Raw genomic sequence first — 23,438 nt, 5'->3', positions numbered from 1 at the left:
GGCAAAGCGGGTTAGGCTTGAATGAATTGTTAGGCGGCAAGTCTAGAATAGCTGCCTGACGTATTGGAGTGCGGGCTGCCCTGACTCGCCATCCGTGCACTCGGTTGGCATGGAAGAAAATAGCCGCTGCGCAAGCCTCTTGGATGGTTCGTTGCTTGTGGACACTATAGCTTCAACATGCAGATGAGGCATTTTGGCTCGCCTGAAGCCGTTCGTTAGCTCATCGAAGGCTTTTTGGACGACGAGCTTGCCAAGCCCCCGAGAGCGGAAGCTTGGATCAACAGCGTATCCCGCGTTAAAGCACGGTGCGCCATCTATGGGGTCTGCTATGACGAAGATTGCCACGGCGATAGCTTCGCCGTTTTCAGTCAGCGCGTAGGTGAAACGCGAGACGCCCTGTGGTTGGTCCATGAGAACCAGTAGATCACTGTGAAGCTCGCCCTGTCGCGGAGCGATTTCTCCCTCGCGTAGCGCCTCCTGGAACGAAGTGAGCGCGTTCATCGGATCTGTCATTGGAATTGCCACAAATCTCTCCTATGCCACCTAATGCCTAAATTAGGCCGCCCCGTTGCAGGGGCGGCGGACAGATGCAAGCGTAGTGCAAAGCACGTGACCACGGCCACGACACGAGGCCGGCTTGAGCGAATTTTCAAGCTTCACTTGTATGAGGCAAGTACCTTCTTTACCGACGGAATCTCCGGATCGTACATAGCCAGCTCTTCGGCATATTCTTTACATTTAGCGGAGTTACCGGCATCGTTGTACACGTAGATTAGTTGTAAGAGCGCGATTTCTTTGGCAGGTTGATCGAAAAGATGAATCATTCCCTCCAAGACTCCGGCTGCGACGTCATAAGAGCCGAGGCCGCGTTGAATCGCAGATTGACCCATAAGGTTGCGGAACTCTTCTGAGCTAATGGTGATCATCCGATTTCCTCGATTGTGAAGCCTAACGCCTGAGTTAACCCGACGCACGAGACGCGTTCGGATTTAGTGAATTGTTAGGGCACGCGCGAAAGTGCGCCATTAAAGCCATTGATTTTGCAGGAATGGGGTCAAGTTGAATTTATAAATGAACCCGACCCGTCATTTACTTGATCTAGAGGACTCTTGGATTGTTTGAGTTATTAGGCACCCTTTGACTTCCGCTTTAGCTTGAAAACACCGGCCATTTCCACTTCTTCCCAGTCGGTTAATAACCCGATAAGCACCACCCCACTGATCGCAACTGCAAGCCCGGCAATGCCCGCTGTAACAGGTATAGCGGACATGCCAAGGAATCCAAACAACGTTACAGGTAGGCTTGCTCCGCCAGTGAACGGGATAAGAGGGATCGCTGCAACAACTGCGCCAATAGCCAGCGGACCGGCCTTACGTAGCCTTCTAATTGCACGCAGATGCTTAATGAGATTTTGGTCTTGAACAACAATTTCGTCCGCACTTCCACTCAATGCCGCTTTTAGCTCTTCCTTGTTGTGTATGGTAACCCCCACCACTACCGTATATTCCCCCTTACAGTTGATAAAGTCGCCTACCGCTAGAGTCCAATAGCCCGCGCGTTTTGATTCTAAAATTGAAAGGGAAATGGGTGTCAGAGTGCACTTTTTAGATTTCCAATCATGGAGAAGTGCACTCTGCCCCTATCACTCTGACCCCATTACTCAGCTTCAATGAATTTTTAGGCCCCCTGCACGTACCAGCCCGCCAACACAGTTAGCAGGGTTGCGACTGTTAGTGCCGCAGCCTCTTGGCCGGTGCAGTATGGATAGTCCCGTCCCTTCTCCAAGTAGATGGATCTGCCGCCGCGAGAAAAAAGCCGGTAGTGGCCAGCAAGAGCAAGGGGATAAAACGCGATCAGGACAAAGCTACCTGCCAAGACGGCACGTGAGTAGTTCGAAAATACTCCAGTCTTGAGCGGTAGGATAACGCAGATAGCAACGACAGAAAGCATGCTGACGACGTTAAGGATGTCAGGGACGGGCAGCCAAGTTCTGCGTCCGGCGTCGCCGACGCTAATCTCCCGATTGATTCGCCAGCCGAAAGTTGCAAACTGAAGAGCCATAATTGCGGCGACCAAGTTGTTGTTGTTTATCTCAAGCAATGAGATCTCTCCCTGCGGCCTAACGCGTGAATTAAAACTATCCACGAAGCGGGTTCAGCCTGAAAGAACCGAGAACCGGGGCTAGAGTGCGCTTTCAGATTGGCAGACGCCGATAAAATACGGTCTAGCTTCGATGATGCCACTAAAAATTGTCTTTTTACCGTTAATCTCTTAGCTTAAAAACTAAGGCTTATGCCGACGGTACTGATTGTTGGTGCTTGGACTGCTATAACTACCACCCTTATGCGAAGAGCCGTGGCCCGCCGCGTAATGCCCGCCATGACTAGTCGTGTGGTGTGAACCCGCCGCACGCACACGTGCGTCCGCAGATGCAGCAGCCAGGCAAATGGCGAACCCAGCAAGTGCCGCGATGATCGAGACTTTGGTAAACATCGATTTCCCCTGAGAAAATGTGGCGTCCTAGCGTTCCCATTACAGATGGACGCTCTGCGCCGCGTATCCCCAGGCGCAACCGTCCAATCATGTCCGGTGGAAGTCCGTTCTCCCCCACAGACAACCCTGTTCTAGCACAACGTCACACTTTTTGGGGAGACAAATGTAAGCCGTCAGTCGGGGACATTCCGGGGTGAATGCGCGTCCCGCTAGGTAAGGGCGCGTCTTGATGTGGGCCCAATTAAGTCAGGGCACATCCACTGCATTGTTTCTCTGCGTCAGTTCCGCCACGTCGCCCTCGGTGACGACACGCAGCCGACCTCCCTTGGCACTCGCACCACGCGGCACCGCCAGCCGCACCTGCGCCGTCCTCGGCTCCAAATCCCGCGGCGCCTCCAACGCAGGAAACGCCGCCCGCGCCAATTCCCGCCCGCGCGCATCCTCTAGCACCACGAACCCCGCCGGCGCATCCACATGCCCCAGGCTGTGCACGGTGACTTCGATGGCATCGGCCGTCACCCGCACATCCCCACGCCCGATCCCCAGATCCGGCCGCTGTTCGACCGGCACCGCAGCCGGCGTGACCAACTCGAACTCCATCACCACCGTCTTGCCGGCCGGGAATTCCACATCCACCGCCCCACTCTTCTCGAACGCGAATTCGCGCGTGGCGGCCTTGCCGTCGATCTTCCCATCGCCGTCGCGATCCACGCCCGCCCGCATCCGCCACTGCCCAGCCGCGACATTCCACCCGGTCATCTGCGCCCGCTGCGTCTTGCCGCCGGTGTTGTAGCCGATGACGGTGAAGCGATCCTGCCGCGGCTTCGGCAGCAGCAGCGCCACCTGCACCGCGCCTTCGGGGTCGGCGAAGCGCCAGCTGACGGTGTGACCGGGGTAGGTCTGGTTGCGCTTGAGGGCGACGCCGCCGAGGCGGGCGCGCTGCAGGTTCACGGTGGGCGATTCGACGCGGTCGCTCCACCAGTGGCCTTCGGTGTTCATGTAGAAGGTCTGCAGTTTGTCGCGGGTCTCGGCGCGGTACAGGGTTTCCAGCCAGCGCGGGTCGCCGCTCTGTTCCCAGGCGACGTGGTGGGCGAAGTCCGGGGCGTCGTCGGGGTCGGCGTCGGCCGCCGCCTTGGCCAGGCTGGCGCCCCAGCTGTCGCGCTTGCCGAGCACGTCGAGGAAGTTTTCGTTGAGCAGGGACAGGCCGCCTGGGCCGGCCTTGGCCACGCGATAGTCGATGGGCTGGAGGTAGCGCGCTTCGCCGGTCCAGCGGTACACGGCCCAGAAGGTGTGCAGGGTGTCGGGGCCGCCGCTGCCGTCGAACAGGCTGCCGCCGCGGGTCTTGCCGGTGGCCCAGTTGATCTCGTTGGGCAGCGCCCACTGGCCCTTGGCGTCGGTGTAGGCATGGGCCAGGTAGCCGTCGGCCAGGCCGGTGACGATGCGGCGGCTGTTGGGGTCGGCGTTGTAGCCGCCCAGCAGCAGCGCCGGGTGCAGGATCGGGAACGAGTAGGGTTTTTGCCACTGCCAGTTCGGTTCGCGGTAGACCTTGCGCCCGCCGAACCAGTTGCTGGCGAACAGCAGGTGGCCCTGCGGGTTGACCTGGATGATGCGGTCGAACGCCTTCACCGTGCGCATCAGCCGCTCCACCGTCAGCGGGTCGCCCCAGTTGAGGTAGAGCATTTCGCTGTTGATGTTGATGCCGTCCTCGTAGGAATGCAGTTCGTCGGTCTCGATGGTGGAGAGGCCGTCGGTGAACATGCCGTTGCGGTAGTTGGCGTCGGACAGGGCGGTGAGCGAGGCGTTGAGCTTGTCCGGGTCCACGCCCATCAGGGCGACGCCGGGCCATTGCTGGGTGAGGTCGGAATCGTCGGAGATGCCGCCGCCGAAATCGCCGTAATCCACCTGTCGCTCGTCGATCCACCAGTTGATGTAGCGGCGCGTGGCCTTGAGATCTTCCAGCTGCCAGAACGCCCAGCCCGGCACGCCCTTGGGCGGCTGCGGCAACTGCACCGGCAGCGGGCCCTGGTTGCCGTAGCTGATGTCGGCCCAGTACTGGCGGCCCAGCGCGTTGTCCGGATCCACCCGCAGCAGGTCGTGGATGTCCGCATCCAGGCGCGCGTACAGGCGCTGGCGCTTGGAGGTGGTGTGTTCCTCGACCAGGAAGCCCCAGTTGTCCTTGACCTGGTTGAAGCGGTCGGCGATGTGCTCGACCTTGGCCTGCTCGCGCGGCTTGAACAGCAGGCGGATCTGCGCGCCGTCCAGCGCGCGCGCGTCGAAGCCGGGCGCGGCCGAGGCGATGCTGAGCATCAGGCTGTCGTCGGTCAGGATGCGGTCGCGCAGGTCCAGCCACAGCGTGCGCGCCTGTCCGGGTGCGACCGACACCGACACGTCGAGCATGTCGCGGCCGGGCCAGATCGGATCCTTGACGCGGAGGTTGAGCGGGATCAGGCCGTTGTGCGTGGCCGGCAGCTGCAGCGCCGGCAGGTCGATGGCGATGCCGTCCAGGCCGTCGTGCATGTTCTCCCAGCCGTACGACCAGCTGCGCATCAGCGGCTGCGCGACCGGCGCGTCGCCGAGGTTGGACGGGATGAGCACATGCACGATGGGCAGCGGCGGCACCGCGGTCTTTTCGTCGGCACGCTTGCGCGACGGCGCCTTGGTCGGCAGGGCGACCACGGTGCTGCGTTCGTCCGGCGGGTAGCGCCCGGCGATGTAGGCGCGCAGCGCGGCGAGGTTGGCGTAGTCCGGGGCGATGTCGCTGCGCACGGTGTAGCGCAGCGTGGCGCTGGGGTTGGCCGGCTCGGCCCCGGCCCTCACGTCGTAGGCCCAGATCTCCTGGATCGGGGTTTCCTGGGCGACGTTGGTGAAACGCAGGTGGCCGCCGCGGCGGCGCTCGAATTGGTCGACGCTGCGCACGGTGCCCTGGGCGCGCGAGAACAGCGGCGTGGGCTCTGCGCCATCGGCGGCATAGGTGGCCTGGCCATAGGCGGCGCCGCGCAGTTCGATGCGGTTGAACGGTTCGTCGGGCAGGGCCAGGTCCAGCGCCTTGCCGCCTTCGACGTAGACGTTCCAGTCGGGCAGCTGGAAGTAGTCGTTGCGGCCGGGCAGACGCGAGCGGTTGTACACGCCGGGCCAGGTGGTCTCGGCGATGCCGTCGGTCGCCTTCCACATCCATTCCTTGAGGTCCTTGGCGTCGGCGAACTCGACCTTGCGGATGCGCGTGGACGGGGCATCCAGCGCCGGCGGTGCGCGGCCGTGGTCCCAGCCGAAGCGGTGCAGCCAGGCGTTGCGCGCGGCACTGTCGGGCACGGTCTCGGCGCTGCGCGGTTCCTGCTGCCGGGCCAGCGCGGCGACGCCCGCGGCGTCGAGCATGCGGTCGTAGACGCGGATCTCGTCGAAATCGCTGCCGCGCAGGAAGTTGTAGCGGCTCTGCACCTGGTGCGGGGCGAGTACGCGTGCGGCCAGGCCGAGCTGGTCGAGCGCGGCGTCGAAGTCGAGCGAGCCGCCGTCGGCGCAGGCCTGGGTGCAGTCCACGCGCGCGGCCTCCTTGCCGTCCACGTAAAGGCGCACGCCGCGGGTCTCGTCCCAGGCGAAGGCCAGGTGGGTCCAGGCGCTCGGCGCGGGGAATTTGTCCAGCTTGAAGGAGACGCGGGTGCGCGCCAGGTTGGCGTCGGTCACGAAGGCATCGAAGCCGTGGCCGTTCCAGTCGATGCGCAGCCAGGCCATGTCCCAGCTGGTGTGGTCGGCGTAGCCGACGCGGAAGATCACGAACGGCGCTTCGCCCACCGGGTAGCGCGAGCGCCAGAAGAACGACAGCGTGCCGCGCTGGGTGTAGAGGTTGCCGGGGGCGTTCCAGGACAGCACGCCGTCGTCGGCCCATTCGATGGCCTGGCCGGAGACGCCGGTCGGCACCAGGGCGATCTTGTCGCGGAAGTTGGGTTGGGGGTCGCCATGGGCGACGTCGGCGTCCAGGCCTTTGTCGGCGGAGACGCGGAACAGCAGTTCAGGGGGGGCGGCTGCGGCGATCGCTGGCAACGCGAGGGCACAGAGCAGGGCGAGGCGGTGTGAGATGCGACCTGGGCTCTGCGATTTGGCGGCGTATGCAGTAGAGCCTTGCTTTGCCGAAGTGGGTAGGAACCGCGCGTCGCGGCTGACGCCGCTCCCACATGTGCGGTACTGCACTGTGGGAGCGGCGTCAGCCGCGACGCGCGATGCCGGCACATCCTGTGGCAATCGCGGAGAGCCGATGGACGCAAGCAGGTGCACCGCCTTCGCCTTCAGGCGACGCCACACCCCAGGACCGATCGCCGACACACCACCGCCGGCGCCCACCGCGCTGCCGCACATTGCCTGTTTCATCTCGCTCCTTTGCGATCGGCGCGCACCGTGGCGGCGCGCGTCGATCTCCCTCCCCGGCCCGCGAGTATGCGGGCAGCGGGGCGTTGCCGATGCCGCAGCGCGGCACCGGCGAACGCAGTCTTCAGAACTTGTAACGCACCCCGATCGCGTACTGGCGGCCGGTCTCGCTGTAGGTCAGCGGCAGCTGCGCGCCGGTGGCGCTGGTCTGCACCCACTCGTAGTACGGCACGTTGGTCAGGTTCGACCCTTCCAGGCTGATGTCGATCTTCTCGTCGATCTTGTAGGTCAGCTTGGCGTCCACAACATTGGTGCCGCGCATGCCGTGCATGTCGAAGCCGGTTTCCGTGGCCGGCACCTGGGTCAGGTAGCCGTCGCGGTGGGTCAGCGACACGCGACCGCTGAAGCGCTCGCCTTCGTAGAACAGCGTGGCGTTGTACGAGTTCTTCGACAGGCCGGTGAGGTCGGTGTTGAACGACAGCGCGCCGGTGCCGGTGACGTACTGGATCTTCGACTGCACGTAGGTGTAGTTCAGCTGGGTGCCGAAGTTGGCCCACTTGCCCGGCAGGAAGCTGAAGGGCTGGATGTAGTTGAACTCGGCGCCCTTCAGCTTGCCGCCCGGGGTGTTGAGCGGCACGCTGAAGACGAAGTCGTCGCTGGCCGCCGCGCCGGTGCCGTCGAGCAGGCTGACCGGCAAGCCGCTGCTGGAGTACGGGGCGATGGTGCGCGCGGTCTGCACGAAGCTGTCGATGTCCTTGTAGAACAGCGCCAGGCCGAGCATCGCGCCTTCCTGCAGATACCACTCGAAGCCGAGGTCGGCGGTCTTGGCGCGGATCGGATCCAGGTTCGGATTGCCGCCGCTGACCGTGCGCGCGCCGCCGGCGACGGCGACCGTCACGCCCGGGGTCAGGCTGCCCAGGCCCGGCCGCGTCATCACCTTGGCGGCGCCGAAGCGGATCAGGAAGTCCGGGGTGATCTCGGCGACCAGGTTCAGCGACGGCAGGGTGTCGTGGTAGTCGCGCTCGACCGTGGTGTTGATCAGGTTCGAACCGACCAGGGCGTAGCCGGTGGAAGACTGGTTGGTCTTCACGTAGCGCACGCCGATGTTGCCGGAGAACGGGATCGCGCCGATGTCGAAGGCGAAGTCGCCCATCAACCAGGCGCCGCGGTCCTTCTCTTCCACGCTGCGGGTGTTGACCGCGCGCTCGGTCAGCGTCCAGGTGCCGGTGCCGCTGTAGATGCCCAGCGCATCGGCGATGCCGTTGAGGTCGGGCACCGCCCAGTTCGACGGCGTGCCCTCGATGCCCTTGAGCCCGGCCAGCGTCACCAGGTCGACCGGCACGATGCGGTTGCCGGTGGCGAAGGTCGGCACGCTGGTCTCGGACGCGCGACGGAACTCCTTGGTGTCGAAGCCGTAGTTCTTGGCCAGCACGCCGCCCTTGAGGGTGAAGTTGGTGCCCAGGTTCCACTCGAAGTTCAGCGAGCCGGTGTCGAAGCTGTTGTTGGCCGACTGCGGACGCATGCGCACTTCGGCCAGGGTCCAGCCATTGGCGGCGGTCGGGTCGATGCCGTAGTTGAACACCGGCGAGGTGTAGCTGTTGCGGTAGTCGTAGCTGTAACCGGCGACGTTGTTCTTGTCCATGATCACCGTGGTCTGGATCGGGTTCCGGTGCTTGGAACTGGAGGTGCCGATCTCGCCGGTGATCTTGAAGGTGTCGCTGAAACGGTGCTCGCCGTTGAGGGTGAGCTGCTTGAAGACCGTGTTCCACTCGTCGTGGCGGTTCTCCGAGCGGATGTCGGTGTTGTCGAAGCGGCCATACAGCAGCGCACCGGAGGCCGGGTCGACGTAGCCGTCGCGCACGATCATGTCCGGCTTGCCGTTCTGCGAACGGCCGCGGCTGAAGCTGATCGCCTCGATGTAGTGCTCGTCGCGCTTGGCATCGATCTTCGAGTACAGGCCGTCCAGCGAGAACTCGGTGCTGTCGTTGGGCTTCCACTGCAGCGAGCCGGTCACGCCCAGGCGGTTCTGCTCGTGCTCCATCTGCGTGTAGCGCGGGATGCGCGGGCTGAACACGTTGGCGCTGTTGGCGGCGGCGAACGGCGAGGTGGGGCTGTAGCCGTTGTTGCTCGGGCCGTTGGCCCAGCGCGTGGTGCCGCTGCCTTCCTCGAGCACCTGGCGCTCGGAATAGGCCACCGACATCAGCGCGCCGAAGGTGCCGTCGGCCCAGGTGTTGGCGACCAGCGCGGCGATGCGCGGATCGGCCTTCTGCGACATGCCGTTGTAGGTGGCCTGGCCGTTGGCGGCGAAGGTGAAGCCGTCGTAGTCGAACGGCCGCGCGGTGCGCAGGTCGACCGTGGCGCCCAGCGAGCCTTCCTCGACGTCGGCCGAGGCGGTCTTGCGCACCACCATCTGGGTGAACAGGTCCGAGGCGAACACGTTGAAGTCGAAGCCGCGGCCGCGGTTGGTGCCGCCGCTCTGGTCGCTGGCACCGACCGTGGTCAGCGCTTCCATGCCGTTGATGCGCACGCGGGTGAAGTCCGGGCCGAGGCCGCGCACGGAGATGTTGCGGCCTTCGCCGGCGTCGCGGGTGATGACCACGCCGGGGATGCGCTGCAGCGATTCGGCCAGGTTGGTGTCCGGGAACTTGCCCACGTCCTCGGCGACGATGGCGTCGACCATGCCCTTTTCGGCGCGCTTGATGTCCAGCGCCTTCTCCACGCTGGCGCGGTAACCGGTGACGACGACGGTGTCGAGCTCGGTGGTGGCATCGGCCGAGGCCGCGGCGGGCGGCGCGGACGCCGGCGCTTCCTGCGCCTGCAGGGCACCGGCCTGCAGGGCCAGGCCGATCGACAGTGCGAGCAAGGTAACCGGTGTCTTCCGGCGTTCGGTACGTGATTGCATGTCCTCCCCTCCCAAGGGTTACATGACGGCGTGGAACTGCGGGCGTTGTCGCGAATGACACCGCTGGTCAAAACCAACGTTAACAGTTGCGAAACATCCCGGCATCTTGCAGCGCAACAGAGTGCCCGGCGACCCGAGGGTCTTTGCAGTCAATGAGATAGCGCAGGATCGCGACGTCGGCCAGTGCCGAAGCGCCTGCTGCCGCACAAAAATGACACCGCTAGTCACTTTTTCTGGTCGGCGTTTGCATTTCGCGGCATGCTTGACGTCCCTTCGGCTGCCGGACCCGCTTGCCATGACCGTTTCCCGCATCGTCTGCTTCGGCGAACTGTTGCTGCGTCTGGGCGCGCCCGGCCACGAACGGCTGCTGCAGACGCCGCGGCTGGAGGTGCAGGTGGGCGGTGCCGAGGCCAACGTGGGCGTGGCGCTGGCGCATTTCGGCCACGCCGTCTCGGCGGTCAGCGTGCTGCCGGACAACCCGCTGGGCCAGGCCGCGGCCGGCGAACTGCGCCGGCATGGCGTGGACACCAGCGGGGTGCGCTTCGTACCCGGGCGCATGGGCCTGTACTTCCTCAGCACCGGCGCCGGGCACCGCCCCAGCGAGGTCACCTACGATCGCGCCGGCTCGGCCTTCGCGCTGGATGCGGGCGACCGGCACGACTGGCCGGCGCTGCTGCACGGCGCGCAGTGGCTGCACCTGTCCGGAGTGACCCCGGCGCTGGGCGAACGCGGCGCGGCCGCGGCGCTGGCGGCCGCGCAGGCGGCACGCGCGGCCGGGGTGCGGGTGTCGTTCGACGGCAACTACCGCCCCAAGCTATGGGAGGCCTGGAACGGCGATGCTCCGGGCATCCTGCGCCAGCTGCTGGCGCAGGCGGACGTGCTGTTCGCCGACTACCGCGACCTGGAGGTGGTGCTGGGCCACCGCTACCCGCAGGACAGCGTGCAGGGGCGGGTAGAAGCGGGCGCGCGCGACGCCTTCGCCGCATTCCCGCAGCTGCAGGCGATGGCCTGCACCCAGCGCGTGGCGCACAGCGTGGACCGGCACAGCCTGGGCGCGATGCTGCTGCGCCGCGACGGCAGCGTCGCGCAGGCGCCGGCCGAGGAGCTGAGCGGCATCGTCGACCGCATCGGCGGCGGCGACGCCTTCGCCGCCGGCGTGCTGCACGGGCTGAGCCGTGGCTGGGACGACACCGCCACGATCCGCTTCGGCCTGGCCGCCGGCTGCCTCAAGCACACGCTGCCGGGCGACGTGCTGGCGCTGAGCGAGGCCGAGGTGCAGGCGTGTGTGGGGGCGACGCGGTTCGATGTGAGGCGGTGAAGCCGGGAGTGGGGAATGGGGAGTGGGGAATCGTAGAAGCGCTGGCGCTTCGGGGTTTGCGTGCGGATTGGCGTTGCGATGTGGCGTTTTTTTTCTTGATGGTGTGCGGACAGTCCCGGCACCGCGGCTTCGCTTGTCGCTGCTGAAGCCCCTCCTACAGCAGATGCCGCGGGGATGGATGAGGTCTTTGTGGGAGGGACTTCAGTCCCGACGCGATTCGGTCGGCGTGCCGCCACCGCTGCCTCGCCGTCAGCGCAAAAGAAAACGGCCGACATCGCTGCCGGCCGCATGCTCTGTCCGGGATCCGGGATCGACACGACGCCCGAATCCCCACTCCCGAATCCCCGCTCCTCAGAGCTCCACGCAATCGAACTTGACGTCGGGGTCGACCTCGGCGTCGTAGTCCACGTCCTGGCGCTCGAAGCCGAACAGCTTGAGGAACTCGTGCTTGTAGCCGGCGTAGTCGGTGAGCTGGAACAGGTTCTCGGTGGTCACCTGCGGCCACAGCGCCTTGCAGGCATCCTGCACGTCGTCGCGCAGTTCCCAGTCGTCCAGGCGCAGGCGGTTCTCGTCGTCGGTGGCGGCCGGCTGGCCGTCCTCGCGGTACAGGCGTTCGCGGAACAGACGGTCGGCCTGTTCGATGGTGCCTTCATGCAGGCCCTTTTCCTTCATGATCTTGTAGACCATGGAGATGTACAACGGCATCACCGGGATCGCCGCGCTGGCCTGGGTCACCACCGATTTCAGCACCGCCACGTTGGCCGCGCCACCGTGAGCCTGCAGGCGCGCGTGCAGGCGCTGCGCGGTCTGGTCGAGGTCGACCTTGGCCTTGCCCAGCGCGCCGTGCCAGTAGATCGGCCAGGTGATCTCGGTGCCGATGTAGCTGAAGGCGACAGTGCGCGCGCCCGGGGCGAGCACGCCGGCGGCGTCCAGCGCATCGATCCACAGTTCCCAGTCCTGGCCGCCCATCACGGTGACGGTGTCCTCGATCTCCTGCTCGGTGGCCGGCTCGATCGAGGCCTCGATGATCGCGTCCTTGTTGGTGTCGATGGCGGTGGCGGTGTAGGTCTGGCCGATCGGCTTGAGCGCCGAGCGCTTCACTTCGCCGGTGCCCGGCAGCTTGCGCACCGGCGAGGCCAGCGAATACACCACCAGGTCGACCTGGCCGCCCATGTCCTGCTTGATCAGTTCGATGACCTTGGCGCGCGCCTCGTCGGAGAACGCGTCGCCGTTGATCGACTTGCTGTACAGGCCGGCGGCCTTGGCCTGCTTGTCGAAGGCGGCGGCGTTGTACCAGCCGGCGGTGCCGGCCTTCTTCTCGCTGCCGGGCTTTTCGAAGAACACGCCGAGGGTGGCGGCGCCGAAGCCGAACGCGGCGGTGATGCGCGAGGCCAGGCCGTAGCCGCTGGACGCGCCGATCACCAGCACGTTCTTTGGCCCGTCGTGGCGCACGCCGCGCGCGCGCGTGGCGGCGATCTGCTCGAGCACGTTGCGCTCGCAGCCGAGCGGATGCGTGGTGGTGCAGATGAAACCGCGGACTTTCGGATGGATGATCAACGTGAATTCCTCGTCGGCACAATGCCCGCGGCATCTTAATGTCTGCGGCGGGTGTGCAGAAGTCCCGGTGGCAGCACACGGCGGGGTATGGAGCGTACTGCGGGCGTGCGCGCGCGTTCGGATGGGTCGCGTCGCGACTGAGGTCGCTCCCACAGGGGAGGCGTCGCGGCGGCGGATGTCGTGCTGGCTGGAGGGAAACAGCTGATCGGCGAGCCGCAATCGCGCCATCGGTTGTCGCGGCTGAAGCCGCTCCTGCGGCAGGCCGCGGCACGGCACGGTGGCACCGTTGTGGGAGGGACTTCAGTCCCGCCGCGCTGCCGGTGGACGTCGCAGCGCCACCGCTGGTGCACGCATCAGATGATGCGCAAGGTGATCGCCTTGAGCACGGCACGGGTGCGGTCGCGGGTGCCGAGCTTGTCGAGGATGGTGGAAACGTAGTTCTTCACCGTGCCTTCGGCCAGGAACAGGCTGCGCGCGATCTCCTTGTTGGAGTAGCCGCCGGCGAGCAGGCGCAGGATCGCCACTTCGCGTTCGTTGAAGGTGTCGCGCGGGGCGTCCTCGTCGCGGTAGCGGTAGCGCGCACGCACCGGGTCGGTGCTGACCGGCTGCAGCAGGGTCTCGCCGGCAGCCACGCGCGCGATCGCCTCGCGCAGGTCCTCGGGCGCGGCGTCCTTGAGCAGGAAGCCCTGCGCGCCGGCGGCGGTGGCGCGCAGCAGCAGATCGGATTCGTCGAAGGTGGTGAGCAGCAGCACCGGCATGCGGTCGCCGCGCGCGCGCAACTGCTGCAGCGCCTGGATGCCGTCCATGCCGGGCATGCGGATGTCGCTGAGCACCACGTCCACCGGCGTGGCCGCCACCACGTCGAGCAAGGCCTGGCCGTCGTCGGCCTCGCAGGCGACGACGATGCCCTGGGTCTGCAACAGCGCGCGCAGGCCCGCGCGCACCAGCACCTGGTCGTCGGCCAGGGCGATCCGCAGCGCGCTCACAGCGGCAGCCTCGCGCTCAGCTGCATGCCGCCGAGCGGCGTGCGGCCCAGTTCCAGGCGTCCGTGCAGCGCGGCCAGACGCTCGCGCATGCCGGCGATGCCGTTGCCCTCGCGGATGCGCTCGGCGCGGTGGCCATCGTCCTCGATGTCCAGGCACAGCTGCTGCCGCTCCTGGCCCAGGCGCACCCGCACGTGTGCCGCGTCGGCGTGCCGGGCGGCGTTGGTCAGCGCTTCCTGCACCAGCCGCAGCAGGGTCTCGGCCAGATGCGGATCGGTGATGCGCAGCGCCGGATCGATCTGCAACTGCAGTTGCGGCCGCGGGAACGGCGCGGCCAGGGCACACAGCGCGGTCTCCAGGTCCACCCCGCGGTCGTCGCGCAGCGACTGCACCACCGCGCGGATGTCGGCCAGCAGTTCGCCGGACAGTCGCTCCACCGTCGCCATCTCCGTGCGTTGCGCCAGCGCCGGATCGGCCAGCAGCAGGCGCAACTGGATGCGCAGGGCGGTGAGCTTGTGCCCGGCCACGTCGTGCAGTTCGCGCGCCAGGCGCAGGCGCTCGGCGTCGCGGGTGCTGTCGGCGAGCAGCGCGCGGGTGGCCAGCAGGTCGGCGTTGACCCGCGCCAGCGCCTCGCGCGCCAGCTCGGCGGTGCGCGCGTAGTGCGCGCTGAGGCCGGCGAAAGCATGGAAGCCGGCGTAGATCAGCGTGGTCAGCAACGGATGCCTGATGCCGGCGGCGGACAGCGCCAGGAAGGTGCCCAGGTTGGCCAGCAGCGCCAGCGCCAGCACCGGCCGCGGCGGCCACTGCAGCGCCACCTGCGCGACCACCACCACCAGCAGCACCGGCGCGGTGCCGACGTGTGGCTCCAGCCAGACCAGGGCCATCGCCGCGGCTGCCTCGACCCACAGCGCGACATCGCGCCAGCGCCCGGGCAGGTAGTGCGCGCCGAGCAGCGGCAGCAGGAACAGCGCCGCCGCAGTCCAGCGCCAGGCCACCAGCGCATGCGGCGCGAACTGGAACGACCACAGCACGGTGGCCACGGTCAGCAACCCGGCCAGGCGCTTGGGTTCGATCAGATCGCGCAGGAATCGGTTCATGCGGCCGATGCTGACCGCGGGCCGATGCCGCGGCAATGGGGCGGGCGCAGAAAGTGACTTCCGGCAGGCGGACGGCATGACCAGCGGCCACTGCCGCGCCACCCCGATGGCGCCACACTGCGTCCATGCCCTGCCGGGTGCCGGACGATCGGCACGCAGGACGGGCCCGGTTCATCCACCCTGCCACGCAATGCGTGGTGCACGCCGCCACGAGGAACACCGTCATGCTCCTGACCCTGCGCCATCCGGATCTGCTGTTCATGCTGCTCGGCCTGGGCTGGGGCGCGTACGAGATGCTGCTCAGCCGCCGCCGTCGCGCCGCCGATGGCGGTGCGCGCGACCAGGGCACGCTGCGCCTGCTGTGGCGCGTGCTGTACGCCGCGGTGGCGCTGGGCGTGCTGCTGTCGCTGCTCGGCGTGTGGCGCTATGCGCCGCACCTGCGCGAACCGCTGCGCTGGTTGGCCTGCGCGCTGCTGGCCGGCGGGCTGGCGCTGCGGCTGTGGTCGATCCGGGTGCTGGCGCGCTGGTTCACCGTCGACGTGACCATCCAGGAAGGCCACCGCCTGGTCCGCCACGGGCCGTACCGCTATCTGCGGCATCCCTCGTACACCGGCGCGCTGCTGGCGTTCTACGGGCTGGCGCTGGGCATGGGCAACGTGCTGTCGCTGCTGGCGATCGTGCTGCCGGTGACCTGGGCGTTCCTGCGCCGCATCCGGGTCGAGGAAGCGATGCTGACCCAGGCCTTTCCAGAAGAATACCCGGACTACGCCGCGCACAGCTGGCGGCTGCTGCCGTGGGTGTGGTGAGGCCGCCGCGATGGCGCTGCGCGACCTGATCCTGGCCAGCCTGCACCACCTGGCGATGCTGCTGTTGATCGCCGCGCTGGTGGCGGAATGGATCCTGCTGCGTGCGCCGCTGGACCACCGCCAAGTGACGCGGCTGGTCCGCGTCGACGCCGGCTACGGGCTGGCCGCGCTGCTGATCCTGGCGATCGGTGCCCTGCGCGTGCGCTACGGGCTCAAGGGCACCGGTTACTACCTGCACAACCCCTGGTTCTGGGCCAAGCTCGGCACCTTCGCGGCGATCGGCCTGCTCTCGCTGGTGCCGACGCTGCGCCTGCTGGGCTGGCGCCGGCAGGCGCGGCTGCAGCCGACCTGGTCGCCGAACGCGGCACAGGTGCGCACGCTGCAGCGGTTGATCGGGGTGGAACTGGGCCTGTTGGCGGTGCTGGTGGTGCTGGCCGCGGCGATGGCACGTTACGGCATGACCTTATTGGTATTACCAATTTAGGCGGCTCGCATCGTTGCAACCATTGACGTCGCGTAATCCAAGGCGCCTAATGGTCACACCATTCGCGCCCCGCCAGTTTATTGGTATGACCAATAGTCTTAAAGCTGCCGCCACTGCCGCTGCCGCCGAGTCCCCTGCCCGGCTCAGCGACCGGGTCGCCGCGCAGTTGCGCACGCTGATCGCGCAACGCGGCCTGGCGGTCGACGCGCGCCTGCCCGCCGAGCGGGCCCTCGCCGCGGAACTGGGCGTCTCGCGCCCGGTGCTGCGCGAGGCCATCGCGCAACTCGCCAGCCAGGGGCTGCTGCGGGCCCGGGTGGGCGGCGGCACCTACGTGCAACGGCCGCCGACCCCGGAAGACCAGGTGGTGGCGCCGCTGCAGCCGTTCCTGCCGTTGCTGCATGCCGACCCGGAGTACCGCTTCGACGTGCTGGAAGCGCGCCATGCGCTGGAAGGCGCCACCGCCTGGCATGCGGCACTGCGCGCCACCGACGACGACCGCGCGCGCATCGAGGCGGCCTACGAGGCGCTGCTGCAGACCCATGCGCAGGCCGATGCGGCGGCGCAGGCGCACGCCGACGCCGATTTCCACCTGGCCATCGCCGAGGCCACCCACAACCGGGTGCTGCTGCAGGTGATGCGCGGGCTGTTCGACCTGCTGCAGGCCAACATCTCGCAGAGCCGGCAACAGCTGTTCGAATCGCCGCGCATCTTCTCCGCCCTGCTCGCCCAGCACCGCGCCCTGCGCGACGCGATCCTGGCCGGCGACCCCGAACGCGCCCGCGCCGCCGCGCACGCCCACCTGGAATTCGTGCACAGCGCGCTGCGCACCCTCGACGAGGACGATGCGCGCCGCGCCCGTGCCTCGCGCCTGCCCTCCTCTCCCTGACCGCCCTGCCCCCATGATCATTTCCGCCTCCACCGACTACCGTGCCGCCGCGCAGCGCCAGCTGCCGCCGTTCCTGTTCCACTACATCGACGGCGGCGCCTATGCCGAGCACACCCTGCGCCGCAACGTGTCCGACCTGAGCGACATCGCCCTGCGCCAGCGCGTGCTGCGCGACATGTCGGCGCTGGACCTGCACACCGAGCTGTTCGGCGAACGCCTGGCCTTGCCGGTGGCGCTGGGGCCGGTGGGCCTGACCGGCATGTACGCACGCCGCGGCGAGGTGCAGGCGGCCAGGGCGGCAGCGGCCAAGGGCGTGCCGTTCACCCTGTCCACGGTGTCGGTGTGCCCGATCGAGGAAGTGGCGCCGGCGATCGACCGGCCGATGTGGTTCCAGCTGTACGTGCTCAAGGACCGCGGCTTCATGCGCAACGCGCTGGAGCGGGCCAAGGCCGCGGGCGTCACCACCCTGGTGTTCACCGTGGACATGCCGGTGCCGGGCGCGCGCTACCGCGACGCGCATTCGGGCATGAGCGGCCCCAACGCGCCGCTGCGGCGCATGCTGCAGGCCGTCACCCATCCGCGCTGGGCCTGGGACGTGGGCCTGCGTGGGCGCCCGCACGACCTGGGCAACATCTCCACCTACCGCGGCCATCCCACCGGGCTGGCCGACTACATCGGCTGGCTCGGCGCCAACTTCGATCCGTCGATTTCGTGGAAGGACCTGGAGTGGATCCGCGAGTTCTGGACCGGGCCGATGGTGATCAAGGGCATCCTCGATCCGGACGATGCGCGCGATGCGGTGCGGTTCGGCGCCGACGGCATCGTCGTTTCCAACCATGGCGGGCGCCAGCTCGACGGCGTGCTGTCCAGCGCGCGGGCGTTGCCGGCGATCGCCGATGCGGTGAAGGGCGAGCTGAAGATCCTGGCCGACTCCGGCGTGCGCAACGGCCTGGACGTGGTGCGCATGCTGGCGCTGGGCGCCGACACCGTGCTGCTCGGCCGCGCCTTCGTCTACGCGCTGGCCGCCGCCGGCCAGGCCGGCGTGGAGCATCTGCTGAGCCTGATCGAGAAGGAGATGCAGGTGGCGATGACCCTGACCGGCGCCAAATCGATCGCGGCGATTTCGCGCGAGTCGCTGGCACAGGTGACGCGCGAGGCGATGGTCTCGGCGTAAAGCCGGTCGCGGCGACCCTGGCGCCGCCGCGACCGACCTGCTCTACCCGGCCTTGCGTCGCGCCGGGGCCTTGCGCGCAGCGGGCTTGGCCTTGGCCGCCGCTGGTTTCGGTTTGGCGCGCGTCGCCTTCTTGGCCTTGCCGGCCGCGCTCTTGGCCGGCTTGCCGCTCTTCTTCGCCGCGGTCTTGCGCACCGGCACGCGCTCGTCCTGCCTGGCCGGCGTGCGCTTCTTGGCCTCCAGGCTCTTCTGCAGCAGCGACATGAAGTCGACCACGTTGGTGGTGGCGTCCTCGCGCTGCGGCGCCTCGGCGTCCTCGTCGACCTGGGTGGTGCCCTCCTGCGCCTTGATCCGTTTCTGGATCACCGCGTGCAGCCGCTCGCGGAATTCGTCGTGGTAGGCGTCGGGATCCCAGCGCCCGGACATCGAGTCGATCAGCTGCGCCGCCATCTCGGTTTCCTTGGCGCTGATCCGGTAGTCGGCGGCCTTGCCGCTGGGCAGCGTGTAGTCGTCCAGGTCGACCAGTTCCTGCGGGTAGCGCAGCAGGATCAGCACCAGCGCATCCTGCAGCGGCATCACCGCCGACAGATACTCGCGGGTGCGGATCACCACCCGCGCGATACCGACCTTACCGGTACTGCGCAGGGTCTCGCGCAGCAGTACGTAGCCCTTCTCGGCCTTCTTGCCCGGCACCAGCACGTAGGGTTTCTCGAAATAGCGCAGGTCGATCTCGGCGGCGTCGACGAAGGCCTCCACTTCCACCGTCTCGTGGCTTTCCGGTGCGGCCGAGGCGATGTCCTGCTGCTCGACCACCACGTAGTTGCCCTTGCTGTATTCGTAGGCTTTGACGATGTCCTTCCACGGCACTTCCTCGCCGGTGTCGGCGTTGACCCGCTCGAAGCGGATCGGGCGCTTGTCGCGCGCGTCGAGCATGCGGAAGTGCAGGTCGATCCGGCGTTCGCCGGACATCAGCGACACCGGCACGTTGAGCAGGCCGAAGGACAGCGTGCCGGTCCAGATCGGGCGCGGCATCAGTGCGGCTCCACGCCGGCGGCCTGCGCCGGCAGATGATCCAGCGCCTGCCAGGCATCCTCGATCACCTGCCGCGCCTGGGTCCAGTCCAGCCGCGAGTCGCCACGCATCAGGTCCCAGTGCGCGGCCAGTTCGTCTTCGGTCTCGGCGCCGGGCCCGCGCGGCCAGCCGCGTGCATGGGTCTGCAGGGCGAAGGCGTAGGCCGGGCACAGGTCGCGCCACGGCGTGCGGTGGCGGGCGCGGCGCTGGCGGTAGTCGGCCAGGCTGTAGCGGCGGTAGTCCGGTGCGTCGTGCGGACGCAGTGCCGCACCACGGCGGCGCGGCGGCGGAGCGCTCGGCAAGGGATCCAGATGGGCGTTGAACAGCAGCGGGTCGGGGCGGTCGCTGGGGCGCATGGCAGGGCTCCGGGCGGCAACGGCGGCGGGGGGACGCGCAGCAGTAGCGCTGCCGCCGTTAGCGACCCGTGACCGATCCGTGGAGGATGCGCGATTCGCAATGGCTTCACCGCGCCGGCGGTGAACTGGACCTCCGCCATTCCCTGGAGGAACCGGACATGTCCACGCCCACCGATCCGCTGCGTCAGGCCGCGCCCGTCCCCGGCGAACAGCGCGGCAAGCGCCAGACGCAGGACCGCGAAGACCGCGGTGCCGGCGACCGCCCCGAGACCATCGTCGAACACGAACCGCGCACCGGCGAGAACCGCCCTGCCCCGCGGGACACGCCAGCGCACTCCACGCCGGACACCGCGCACGGACGGCATGCCGACGCCAACCAGGACGAAGCCCTGGAAGAGACCTTCCCCGCCAGCGATCCGGTGTCGCCGTTCGTGCCGGCGAAGGCGCCGAAGGCGTCGTAGCGCATCGAAGTCTGGCGTCCTACCAGCATCGGTGTGGGAGTGACCTCAGTGCACCTCAAGAAATCTCGACTGCAACATCAGCGGCGATGAGCGACATCATCGGCGCGTCCGACTGCACTGCAGTCGGGACTGAAGTCCCTCCCACAAGGAGGGGCCGGCGGGCAGCGCTTCCATCGATAGGATCGGAAACACGGTGCAGAGAAACGCGCTGCACCGCGGGCGTTCCGCCACTACACCTTCCCCGCCGCCTCCAGCGCGGCGTACTCGCTGTCGCTGAACAGCCGCGAGCGCACCAGGAAGCGCACGCCCTCGCCGTTCTCCAGGGAGAACATGCCGCCACGCCCAGGCACGACGTCGATAATCAACTGGGTGTGCTTCCAGTAGGCGAACTGCGACGGGCTGATGTAGAACGGCGCCTGCCCGATCTCGCCGAGCAGCACGTCGCGGTCGCCGACGATGAAGTCGTCCTGCGGATAACACATCGGCGAGGAACCGTCGCAGCAGCCGCCGGACTGGTGGAACAGCAGCGCGCCGTGCCGCGCCCGCAGCTTGGCGATCAGCTGCAGGGCCGGCAGCGTCGCCAGCACCTGCGGCGGCAGCGCGTCAGCGGGCGCGGACGCGTCCATCAGGCGGCCATGTCCAGCACGATGCGGCCTTCGATCTTGCCGGCGTGCATGCGCGCGAACACGTCGTTGACGTTGTCCAGAGTGTCGGTGGCCACGGTCGCGGCGACCTTGCCCTGCTCGGCGAATTCCAGCGATTCCTGCAGGTCCAGGCGCGTGCCGACGATCGAGCCGCGCACGGTCACGCCGTTGAGCACCATGCCGAAGATGTCCAGCGGGAACTGGCCCGGCGGCAACCCGTTGAGCGAGACGGTGCCGCCGCGGCGGACCATGCCGATGGCCTGCTCGAACGCCTTCGGCGAGACCGCGGTCACCAGCGCACCGTGCGCGCCACCGATTTCCTTCTTCAGGTACGCCACCGGGTCGGTGGTGCGCGCGTTCACCGTCACCGTCGCGCCCAGACGCGTGGCCAGCGCCAGCTTGGCGTCGTCCACGTCCACCGCGGCCACGTTCAGGCCCATCGCCTTGGCGTACTGCACGGCCATGTGGCCGAGACCGCCGATGCCGGAGATCACCACCCAGTTGCCGGGCCTGGTGTCGGTGACCTTCAGGCCCTTGTACACGGTGACGCCGGCGCACAGGATCGGCGCGACCTCGACGAAGCCGATGTTCTTCGGCAGGTGGCCGACGTAGTTGGCATTGGCCAGGGCATATTCGGCGAAGCCGCCGTTGACCGAGTAGCCGGTGTTCTGCTGCGCCTCGCACAGGGTTTCCCAGCCGCCCAGGCAATGCTCGCAATGGCCGCAGGCCGAGTACAGCCACGGAATGCCGACGCGATCGCCTTCCCTGACGTGGTCCACGCCGGCGCCGACCGCCACCACATGGCCCACGCCCTCGTGGCCGGGGATGAACGGCGGGTTCGGCTTCACCGGCCAGTCGCCCTCGGCCGCATGCAGGTCGGTATGGCACACGCCGCAGGCTTCGATCTTGACCAGGATGTCGCCGGCCTGCGGCCGCGGCACCGTCACTTCCTCGATCACCAATGGCTTGCCGAACTCACGCACCACGGCGGCTTTCATCGTCTTGTCCATCGCAACGCTCCTGAGAAAAACGGGTCCTGTCACCATCGCGCGACCGGCGACGGAGTGCCTTGATCCAGATCAGTTCGCGAGCGGACGACGGCACGCCGGCAGCGTGCCGCCGCCCTGCCCGGCGGGTCAGAAGAAGCCCAGCGCCTTCGGCGAGTAGCTGACCAGCAGGTTCTTGGTCTGCTGGTAGTGGTCGAGCATCATCTTGTGGTTCTCGCGGCCGATGCCCGACTGCTTGTAGCCGCCGAACGCGGCATGCGCCGGATAGGCGTGGTAGCAGTTGGTCCACACCCGCCCGGCCTGGATCGCCCGGCCCATGCGGTACAGCCGCGCCGCATCGCGGCTCCACACGCCGGCACCCAGGCCGTACAGCGTGTCGTTGGCGATCGCCAGCGCCTCGGCCTCGTCCTTGAAGGTGGTCACCGACACCACCGGGCCGAAGATCTCCTCCTGGAACACACGCATCCTGTTGTGGCCCTTGAACACCGTGGGCTTGACGTAGAAGCCGCCGGCCAGCTCGCCATCCAGCGCGTTGCGCTCGCCGCCGATCAGCACTTCGGCGCCTTCCTGCTTGCCGATGTCGATGTAGGACAGGATCTTCTCCAACTGCTCGCTGGAGGCCTGCGCGCCGACCATGGTGTTGGGATCGAGCGGATTGCCCTGCTTGATCGCCGCCACCCGCTTGAGCACCTTCTCCATGAAGCGCTCGTAGATCGACTCCTGGATCAGCGCGCGCGACGGACAGGTGCAGACTTCGCCCTGGTTGAAGGCGAACAGCACGAAGCCTTCCACCGCCTTGTCGAGGAAATCGTCGTCCTCGGCCATCACATCGGCGAAGAAGATGTTGGGCGACTTGCCGCCCAGCTCCAGCGTCACCGGGATCAGGTTCTGGCTGGCGTACTGCATGATCAGCCGGCCGGTGGTGGTCTCGCCGGTGAAGGCGATCTTGGCGATGCGCGGGTTGCTGGCCAGCGGCTTGCCCGCTTCCAGGCCGAAGCCGTTGACCACGTTGAGCACGCCCGGCGGCAGCAGGTCGCCGATCACTTCCATCAGCACCAGGATCGAGGCCGGGGTCTGCTCGGCGGGCTTCATCACCACGCAGTTGCCGGCGGCCAGCGCCGGCGCCAGCTTCCAGCACGCCATCAGCAGCGGGAAGTTCCACGGGATGATCTGGCCGACCACGCCGAGCGGTTCGTGGAAGTGGTAGGCGATGGTGTCGTGGTCGATCTCGGAGATGCCGCCTTCCTGGGCGCGCACCGCGCCGGCGAAGTAGCGGAAGTGGTCCACGCACAGCGGCACGTCGGCGTTGAGCGTCTCGCGCACCGGCTTGCCGTTGTCCCAGGTCTCGGCATAGGCCAGCAGCTCCAGGTTCTGCTCGATGCGGTCGGCGATCTTCAGCAGCACGTTGCTGCGCTCGGTGCTGGAGCTCTTGCCCCAGGCGTCCTTGGCGGCGTGCGCGGCGTCCAGCGCCGCCTCGATGTCCTCGGCGTTGGAGCGCGCCACCGCGGTGAACACCTTGCCGGTGATCGGCGTGCTGTTGTCGAAATACTGCCCGCTCTTCGGCTCCACCCACTTGCCGCCGATGAAGTTGCCGTAGCGCGACTTGAAGATGGACTGCGGATCGGTGGCATGCGGCTTGGCGGTGCTGACGGCATTCATCGTGGTGTCTCCTTCGGCGGTCGAGAAGGACAGGGCAGGCCCGTCCGGGTAGCTGCACAAGCGCAAGTCCGATGCCAGGTTTTGCGTGCTGCGCCGCGTCACCCGGTCGCACCGCGACACACCGACGCACCCCCTGCGGTTTTGCTGCGTCGCGTCACGTCTGTCGATTGCGCCGCGCCTGCGGATG

20 protein-coding genes are annotated in these 23,438 nt (G+C 67.3%); 6 read left to right on the top strand and 14 right to left on the bottom strand.

Annotated features, from left to right (window positions below; all coding sequences use genetic code 11):
* Positions 1 to 42: 42 nt before the first annotated feature.
* From SLW55_RS06980 to SLW55_RS06955, 6 genes are all read right to left on the bottom strand, one after another.
* Positions 43 to 501 carry a GNAT family N-acetyltransferase gene (locus SLW55_RS06980; RefSeq protein ID WP_267098942.1) on the bottom strand — a complete coding sequence of 153 codons (459 nt, stop codon included), beginning with the start codon at positions 499 to 501 and terminating at the stop codon, positions 43 to 45.
* A gap of 155 nt (positions 502 to 656) precedes the next feature.
* Positions 657 to 926 carry a hypothetical protein gene (locus SLW55_RS06975; RefSeq protein WP_267098941.1) on the bottom strand — a complete coding sequence of 90 codons (270 nt, stop codon included), beginning with the start codon at positions 924 to 926 and terminating at the stop codon, positions 657 to 659.
* 200 nt (positions 927 to 1,126) lie between these two features.
* Complete coding sequence (locus SLW55_RS06970; RefSeq protein ID WP_267098940.1) at positions 1,127 to 1,495, bottom strand: hypothetical protein; 369 nt, start codon at positions 1,493 to 1,495, stop codon at positions 1,127 to 1,129.
* Positions 1,496 to 2,283: 788 nt separating this feature from the next.
* Positions 2,284 to 2,493, bottom strand: a complete 210-nt coding sequence (locus tag SLW55_RS06965; RefSeq protein ID WP_267098938.1) for a hypothetical protein — start codon at positions 2,491 to 2,493, stop codon at positions 2,284 to 2,286.
* Positions 2,494 to 2,739: 246 nt separating this feature from the next.
* A complete protein-coding gene (locus SLW55_RS06960) occupies positions 2,740 to 6,528 on the bottom strand; it encodes a LamG-like jellyroll fold domain-containing protein (RefSeq protein WP_320744875.1) in 3,789 nt (1,262 codons plus the stop codon).
* Positions 6,529 to 6,973: 445 nt separating this feature from the next.
* Entirely contained in the window at positions 6,974 to 9,751 is a 2,778-nt protein-coding gene (locus SLW55_RS06955; protein WP_320744874.1) for a TonB-dependent receptor, read from the bottom strand.
* Positions 9,752 to 10,046: 295 nt separating this feature from the next.
* On the opposite strand from SLW55_RS06955, the gene SLW55_RS06950 reads away from it, so the two are divergent.
* Complete coding sequence (locus SLW55_RS06950; protein ID WP_320744873.1) at positions 10,047 to 11,069, top strand: sugar kinase; 1,023 nt, start codon at positions 10,047 to 10,049, stop codon at positions 11,067 to 11,069.
* Positions 11,070 to 11,420: 351 nt separating this feature from the next.
* Here SLW55_RS06950 and fabV read toward each other — a convergent pair whose 3' ends face one another.
* The 3 genes from fabV to SLW55_RS06935 all read right to left on the bottom strand — a co-directional run bounded on the left by fabV (position 11,421) and on the right by SLW55_RS06935 (position 14,706).
* The gene (gene fabV / locus SLW55_RS06945; protein ID WP_320744872.1) at positions 11,421 to 12,626 is read right to left on the bottom strand and encodes an enoyl-ACP reductase FabV; all 1,206 of its coding nucleotides are present in this window, start codon (positions 12,624 to 12,626) and stop codon (positions 11,421 to 11,423) included.
* A 353-nt stretch (positions 12,627 to 12,979) separates the two neighbouring features.
* Positions 12,980 to 13,612 carry a response regulator transcription factor gene (locus SLW55_RS06940; RefSeq protein ID WP_267098934.1) on the bottom strand — a complete coding sequence of 211 codons (633 nt, stop codon included), beginning with the start codon at positions 13,610 to 13,612 and terminating at the stop codon, positions 12,980 to 12,982.
* Positions 13,609 to 14,706: a histidine kinase gene (locus SLW55_RS06935; RefSeq protein ID WP_320744871.1), complete on the bottom strand. Its 1,098-nt coding sequence runs from the start codon at positions 14,704 to 14,706 to the stop codon at positions 13,609 to 13,611. The genes SLW55_RS06940 and SLW55_RS06935 overlap by 4 nt, the downstream gene beginning before the upstream one ends.
* A gap of 224 nt (positions 14,707 to 14,930) precedes the next feature.
* Between SLW55_RS06935 and SLW55_RS06930 the strand changes: the two genes are divergently transcribed.
* The 4 genes from SLW55_RS06930 to lldD all read left to right on the top strand — a co-directional run bounded on the left by SLW55_RS06930 (position 14,931) and on the right by lldD (position 18,056).
* A complete protein-coding gene (locus tag SLW55_RS06930; RefSeq protein WP_267121656.1) occupies positions 14,931 to 15,512 on the top strand; it encodes a PEMT/PEM2 methyltransferase family protein in 582 nt (193 codons plus the stop codon).
* 10 nt (positions 15,513 to 15,522) lie between these two features.
* Entirely contained in the window at positions 15,523 to 15,996 is a 474-nt protein-coding gene (locus SLW55_RS06925; RefSeq protein ID WP_295932255.1) for a DUF2214 family protein, read from the top strand.
* An 85-nt stretch (positions 15,997 to 16,081) separates the two neighbouring features.
* On the top strand, positions 16,082 to 16,882 hold the full coding sequence (gene lldR, locus SLW55_RS06920; RefSeq protein ID WP_152239802.1) for a transcriptional regulator LldR: 801 nt from the start codon (positions 16,082 to 16,084) through the stop codon (positions 16,880 to 16,882).
* A gap of 13 nt (positions 16,883 to 16,895) precedes the next feature.
* Entirely contained in the window at positions 16,896 to 18,056 is a 1,161-nt protein-coding gene (gene lldD, locus SLW55_RS06915) for an FMN-dependent L-lactate dehydrogenase LldD (protein WP_152181213.1), read from the top strand.
* A gap of 42 nt (positions 18,057 to 18,098) precedes the next feature.
* On the opposite strand, the gene SLW55_RS06910 is transcribed toward lldD, so the two are convergent.
* Both SLW55_RS06910 and SLW55_RS06905 read right to left on the bottom strand, forming a co-directional pair.
* The gene (locus SLW55_RS06910; protein WP_267084878.1) at positions 18,099 to 19,085 is read right to left on the bottom strand and encodes a Ku protein; all 987 of its coding nucleotides are present in this window, start codon (positions 19,083 to 19,085) and stop codon (positions 18,099 to 18,101) included.
* Positions 19,085 to 19,480 carry a hypothetical protein gene (locus SLW55_RS06905; protein WP_152236784.1) on the bottom strand — a complete coding sequence of 132 codons (396 nt, stop codon included), beginning with the start codon at positions 19,478 to 19,480 and terminating at the stop codon, positions 19,085 to 19,087. Before SLW55_RS06905 ends, SLW55_RS06910 begins: the two co-directional genes overlap by 1 nt.
* A gap of 158 nt (positions 19,481 to 19,638) precedes the next feature.
* On the opposite strand from SLW55_RS06905, the gene SLW55_RS06900 reads away from it, so the two are divergent.
* Positions 19,639 to 19,941 carry a hypothetical protein gene (locus tag SLW55_RS06900; RefSeq protein ID WP_153751418.1) on the top strand — a complete coding sequence of 101 codons (303 nt, stop codon included), beginning with the start codon at positions 19,639 to 19,641 and terminating at the stop codon, positions 19,939 to 19,941.
* A gap of 230 nt (positions 19,942 to 20,171) precedes the next feature.
* Here SLW55_RS06900 and SLW55_RS06895 read toward each other — a convergent pair whose 3' ends face one another.
* The 3 genes from SLW55_RS06895 to adh form a co-directional block, all read right to left on the bottom strand.
* On the bottom strand, positions 20,172 to 20,567 hold the full coding sequence (locus SLW55_RS06895; protein WP_017910071.1) for a DUF779 domain-containing protein: 396 nt from the start codon (positions 20,565 to 20,567) through the stop codon (positions 20,172 to 20,174).
* Positions 20,567 to 21,595, bottom strand: coding sequence for an alcohol dehydrogenase AdhP (adhP, locus tag SLW55_RS06890; RefSeq protein WP_017914594.1), 1,029 nt, complete (start codon positions 21,593 to 21,595; stop codon positions 20,567 to 20,569). Before adhP ends, SLW55_RS06895 begins: the two co-directional genes overlap by 1 nt.
* A 126-nt stretch (positions 21,596 to 21,721) precedes the next feature.
* Entirely contained in the window at positions 21,722 to 23,251 is a 1,530-nt protein-coding gene (gene adh / locus SLW55_RS06885; RefSeq protein WP_267117799.1) for an aldehyde dehydrogenase, read from the bottom strand.
* Positions 23,252 to 23,438 lie beyond the last annotated feature (187 nt).

It is taken from the genome of Xanthomonas sp. LF06-19, assembly GCF_034105425.1.
In the GTDB taxonomy this organism is placed as follows: Bacteria; Pseudomonadota; Gammaproteobacteria; order Xanthomonadales; family Xanthomonadaceae; genus Xanthomonas_A; species Xanthomonas_A sontii.
The sequence above is the reverse complement of the archived record's forward strand: the minus strand, read 5'-3'. Positions and strand labels throughout refer to the sequence as shown.

Coding starts and splice junctions, on each gene's coding strand:
- adhP (WP_017914594.1), bottom strand. CDS start 21,595: ATGGACAAGACGATGAAAGCCGCCGTGGTGCGTGAGTTCGGCAAGCCA.
- SLW55_RS06925 (WP_295932255.1), top strand. CDS start 15,523: ATGGCGCTGCGCGACCTGATCCTGGCCAGCCTGCACCACCTGGCGATG.
- SLW55_RS06930 (WP_267121656.1), top strand. CDS start 14,931: ATGCTCCTGACCCTGCGCCATCCGGATCTGCTGTTCATGCTGCTCGGC.
- lldR (WP_152239802.1), top strand. CDS start 16,082: ATGACCAATAGTCTTAAAGCTGCCGCCACTGCCGCTGCCGCCGAGTCC.
- SLW55_RS06935 (WP_320744871.1), bottom strand. CDS start 14,706: ATGAACCGATTCCTGCGCGATCTGATCGAACCCAAGCGCCTGGCCGGG.
- lldD (WP_152181213.1), top strand. CDS start 16,896: ATGATCATTTCCGCCTCCACCGACTACCGTGCCGCCGCGCAGCGCCAG.
- SLW55_RS06965 (WP_267098938.1), bottom strand. CDS start 2,493: ATGTTTACCAAAGTCTCGATCATCGCGGCACTTGCTGGGTTCGCCATT.
- SLW55_RS06895 (WP_017910071.1), bottom strand. CDS start 20,567: ATGGACGCGTCCGCGCCCGCTGACGCGCTGCCGCCGCAGGTGCTGGCG.
- SLW55_RS06910 (WP_267084878.1), bottom strand. CDS start 19,085: ATGCCGCGCCCGATCTGGACCGGCACGCTGTCCTTCGGCCTGCTCAAC.
- adh (WP_267117799.1), bottom strand. CDS start 23,251: ATGAATGCCGTCAGCACCGCCAAGCCGCATGCCACCGATCCGCAGTCC.
- SLW55_RS06950 (WP_320744873.1), top strand. CDS start 10,047: ATGACCGTTTCCCGCATCGTCTGCTTCGGCGAACTGTTGCTGCGTCTG.
- SLW55_RS06900 (WP_153751418.1), top strand. CDS start 19,639: ATGTCCACGCCCACCGATCCGCTGCGTCAGGCCGCGCCCGTCCCCGGC.
- SLW55_RS06980 (WP_267098942.1), bottom strand. CDS start 501: ATGAACGCGCTCACTTCGTTCCAGGAGGCGCTACGCGAGGGAGAAATC.
- SLW55_RS06905 (WP_152236784.1), bottom strand. CDS start 19,480: ATGCGCCCCAGCGACCGCCCCGACCCGCTGCTGTTCAACGCCCATCTG.
- SLW55_RS06955 (WP_320744874.1), bottom strand. CDS start 9,751: ATGCAATCACGTACCGAACGCCGGAAGACACCGGTTACCTTGCTCGCA.
- SLW55_RS06975 (WP_267098941.1), bottom strand. CDS start 926: ATGATCACCATTAGCTCAGAAGAGTTCCGCAACCTTATGGGTCAATCT.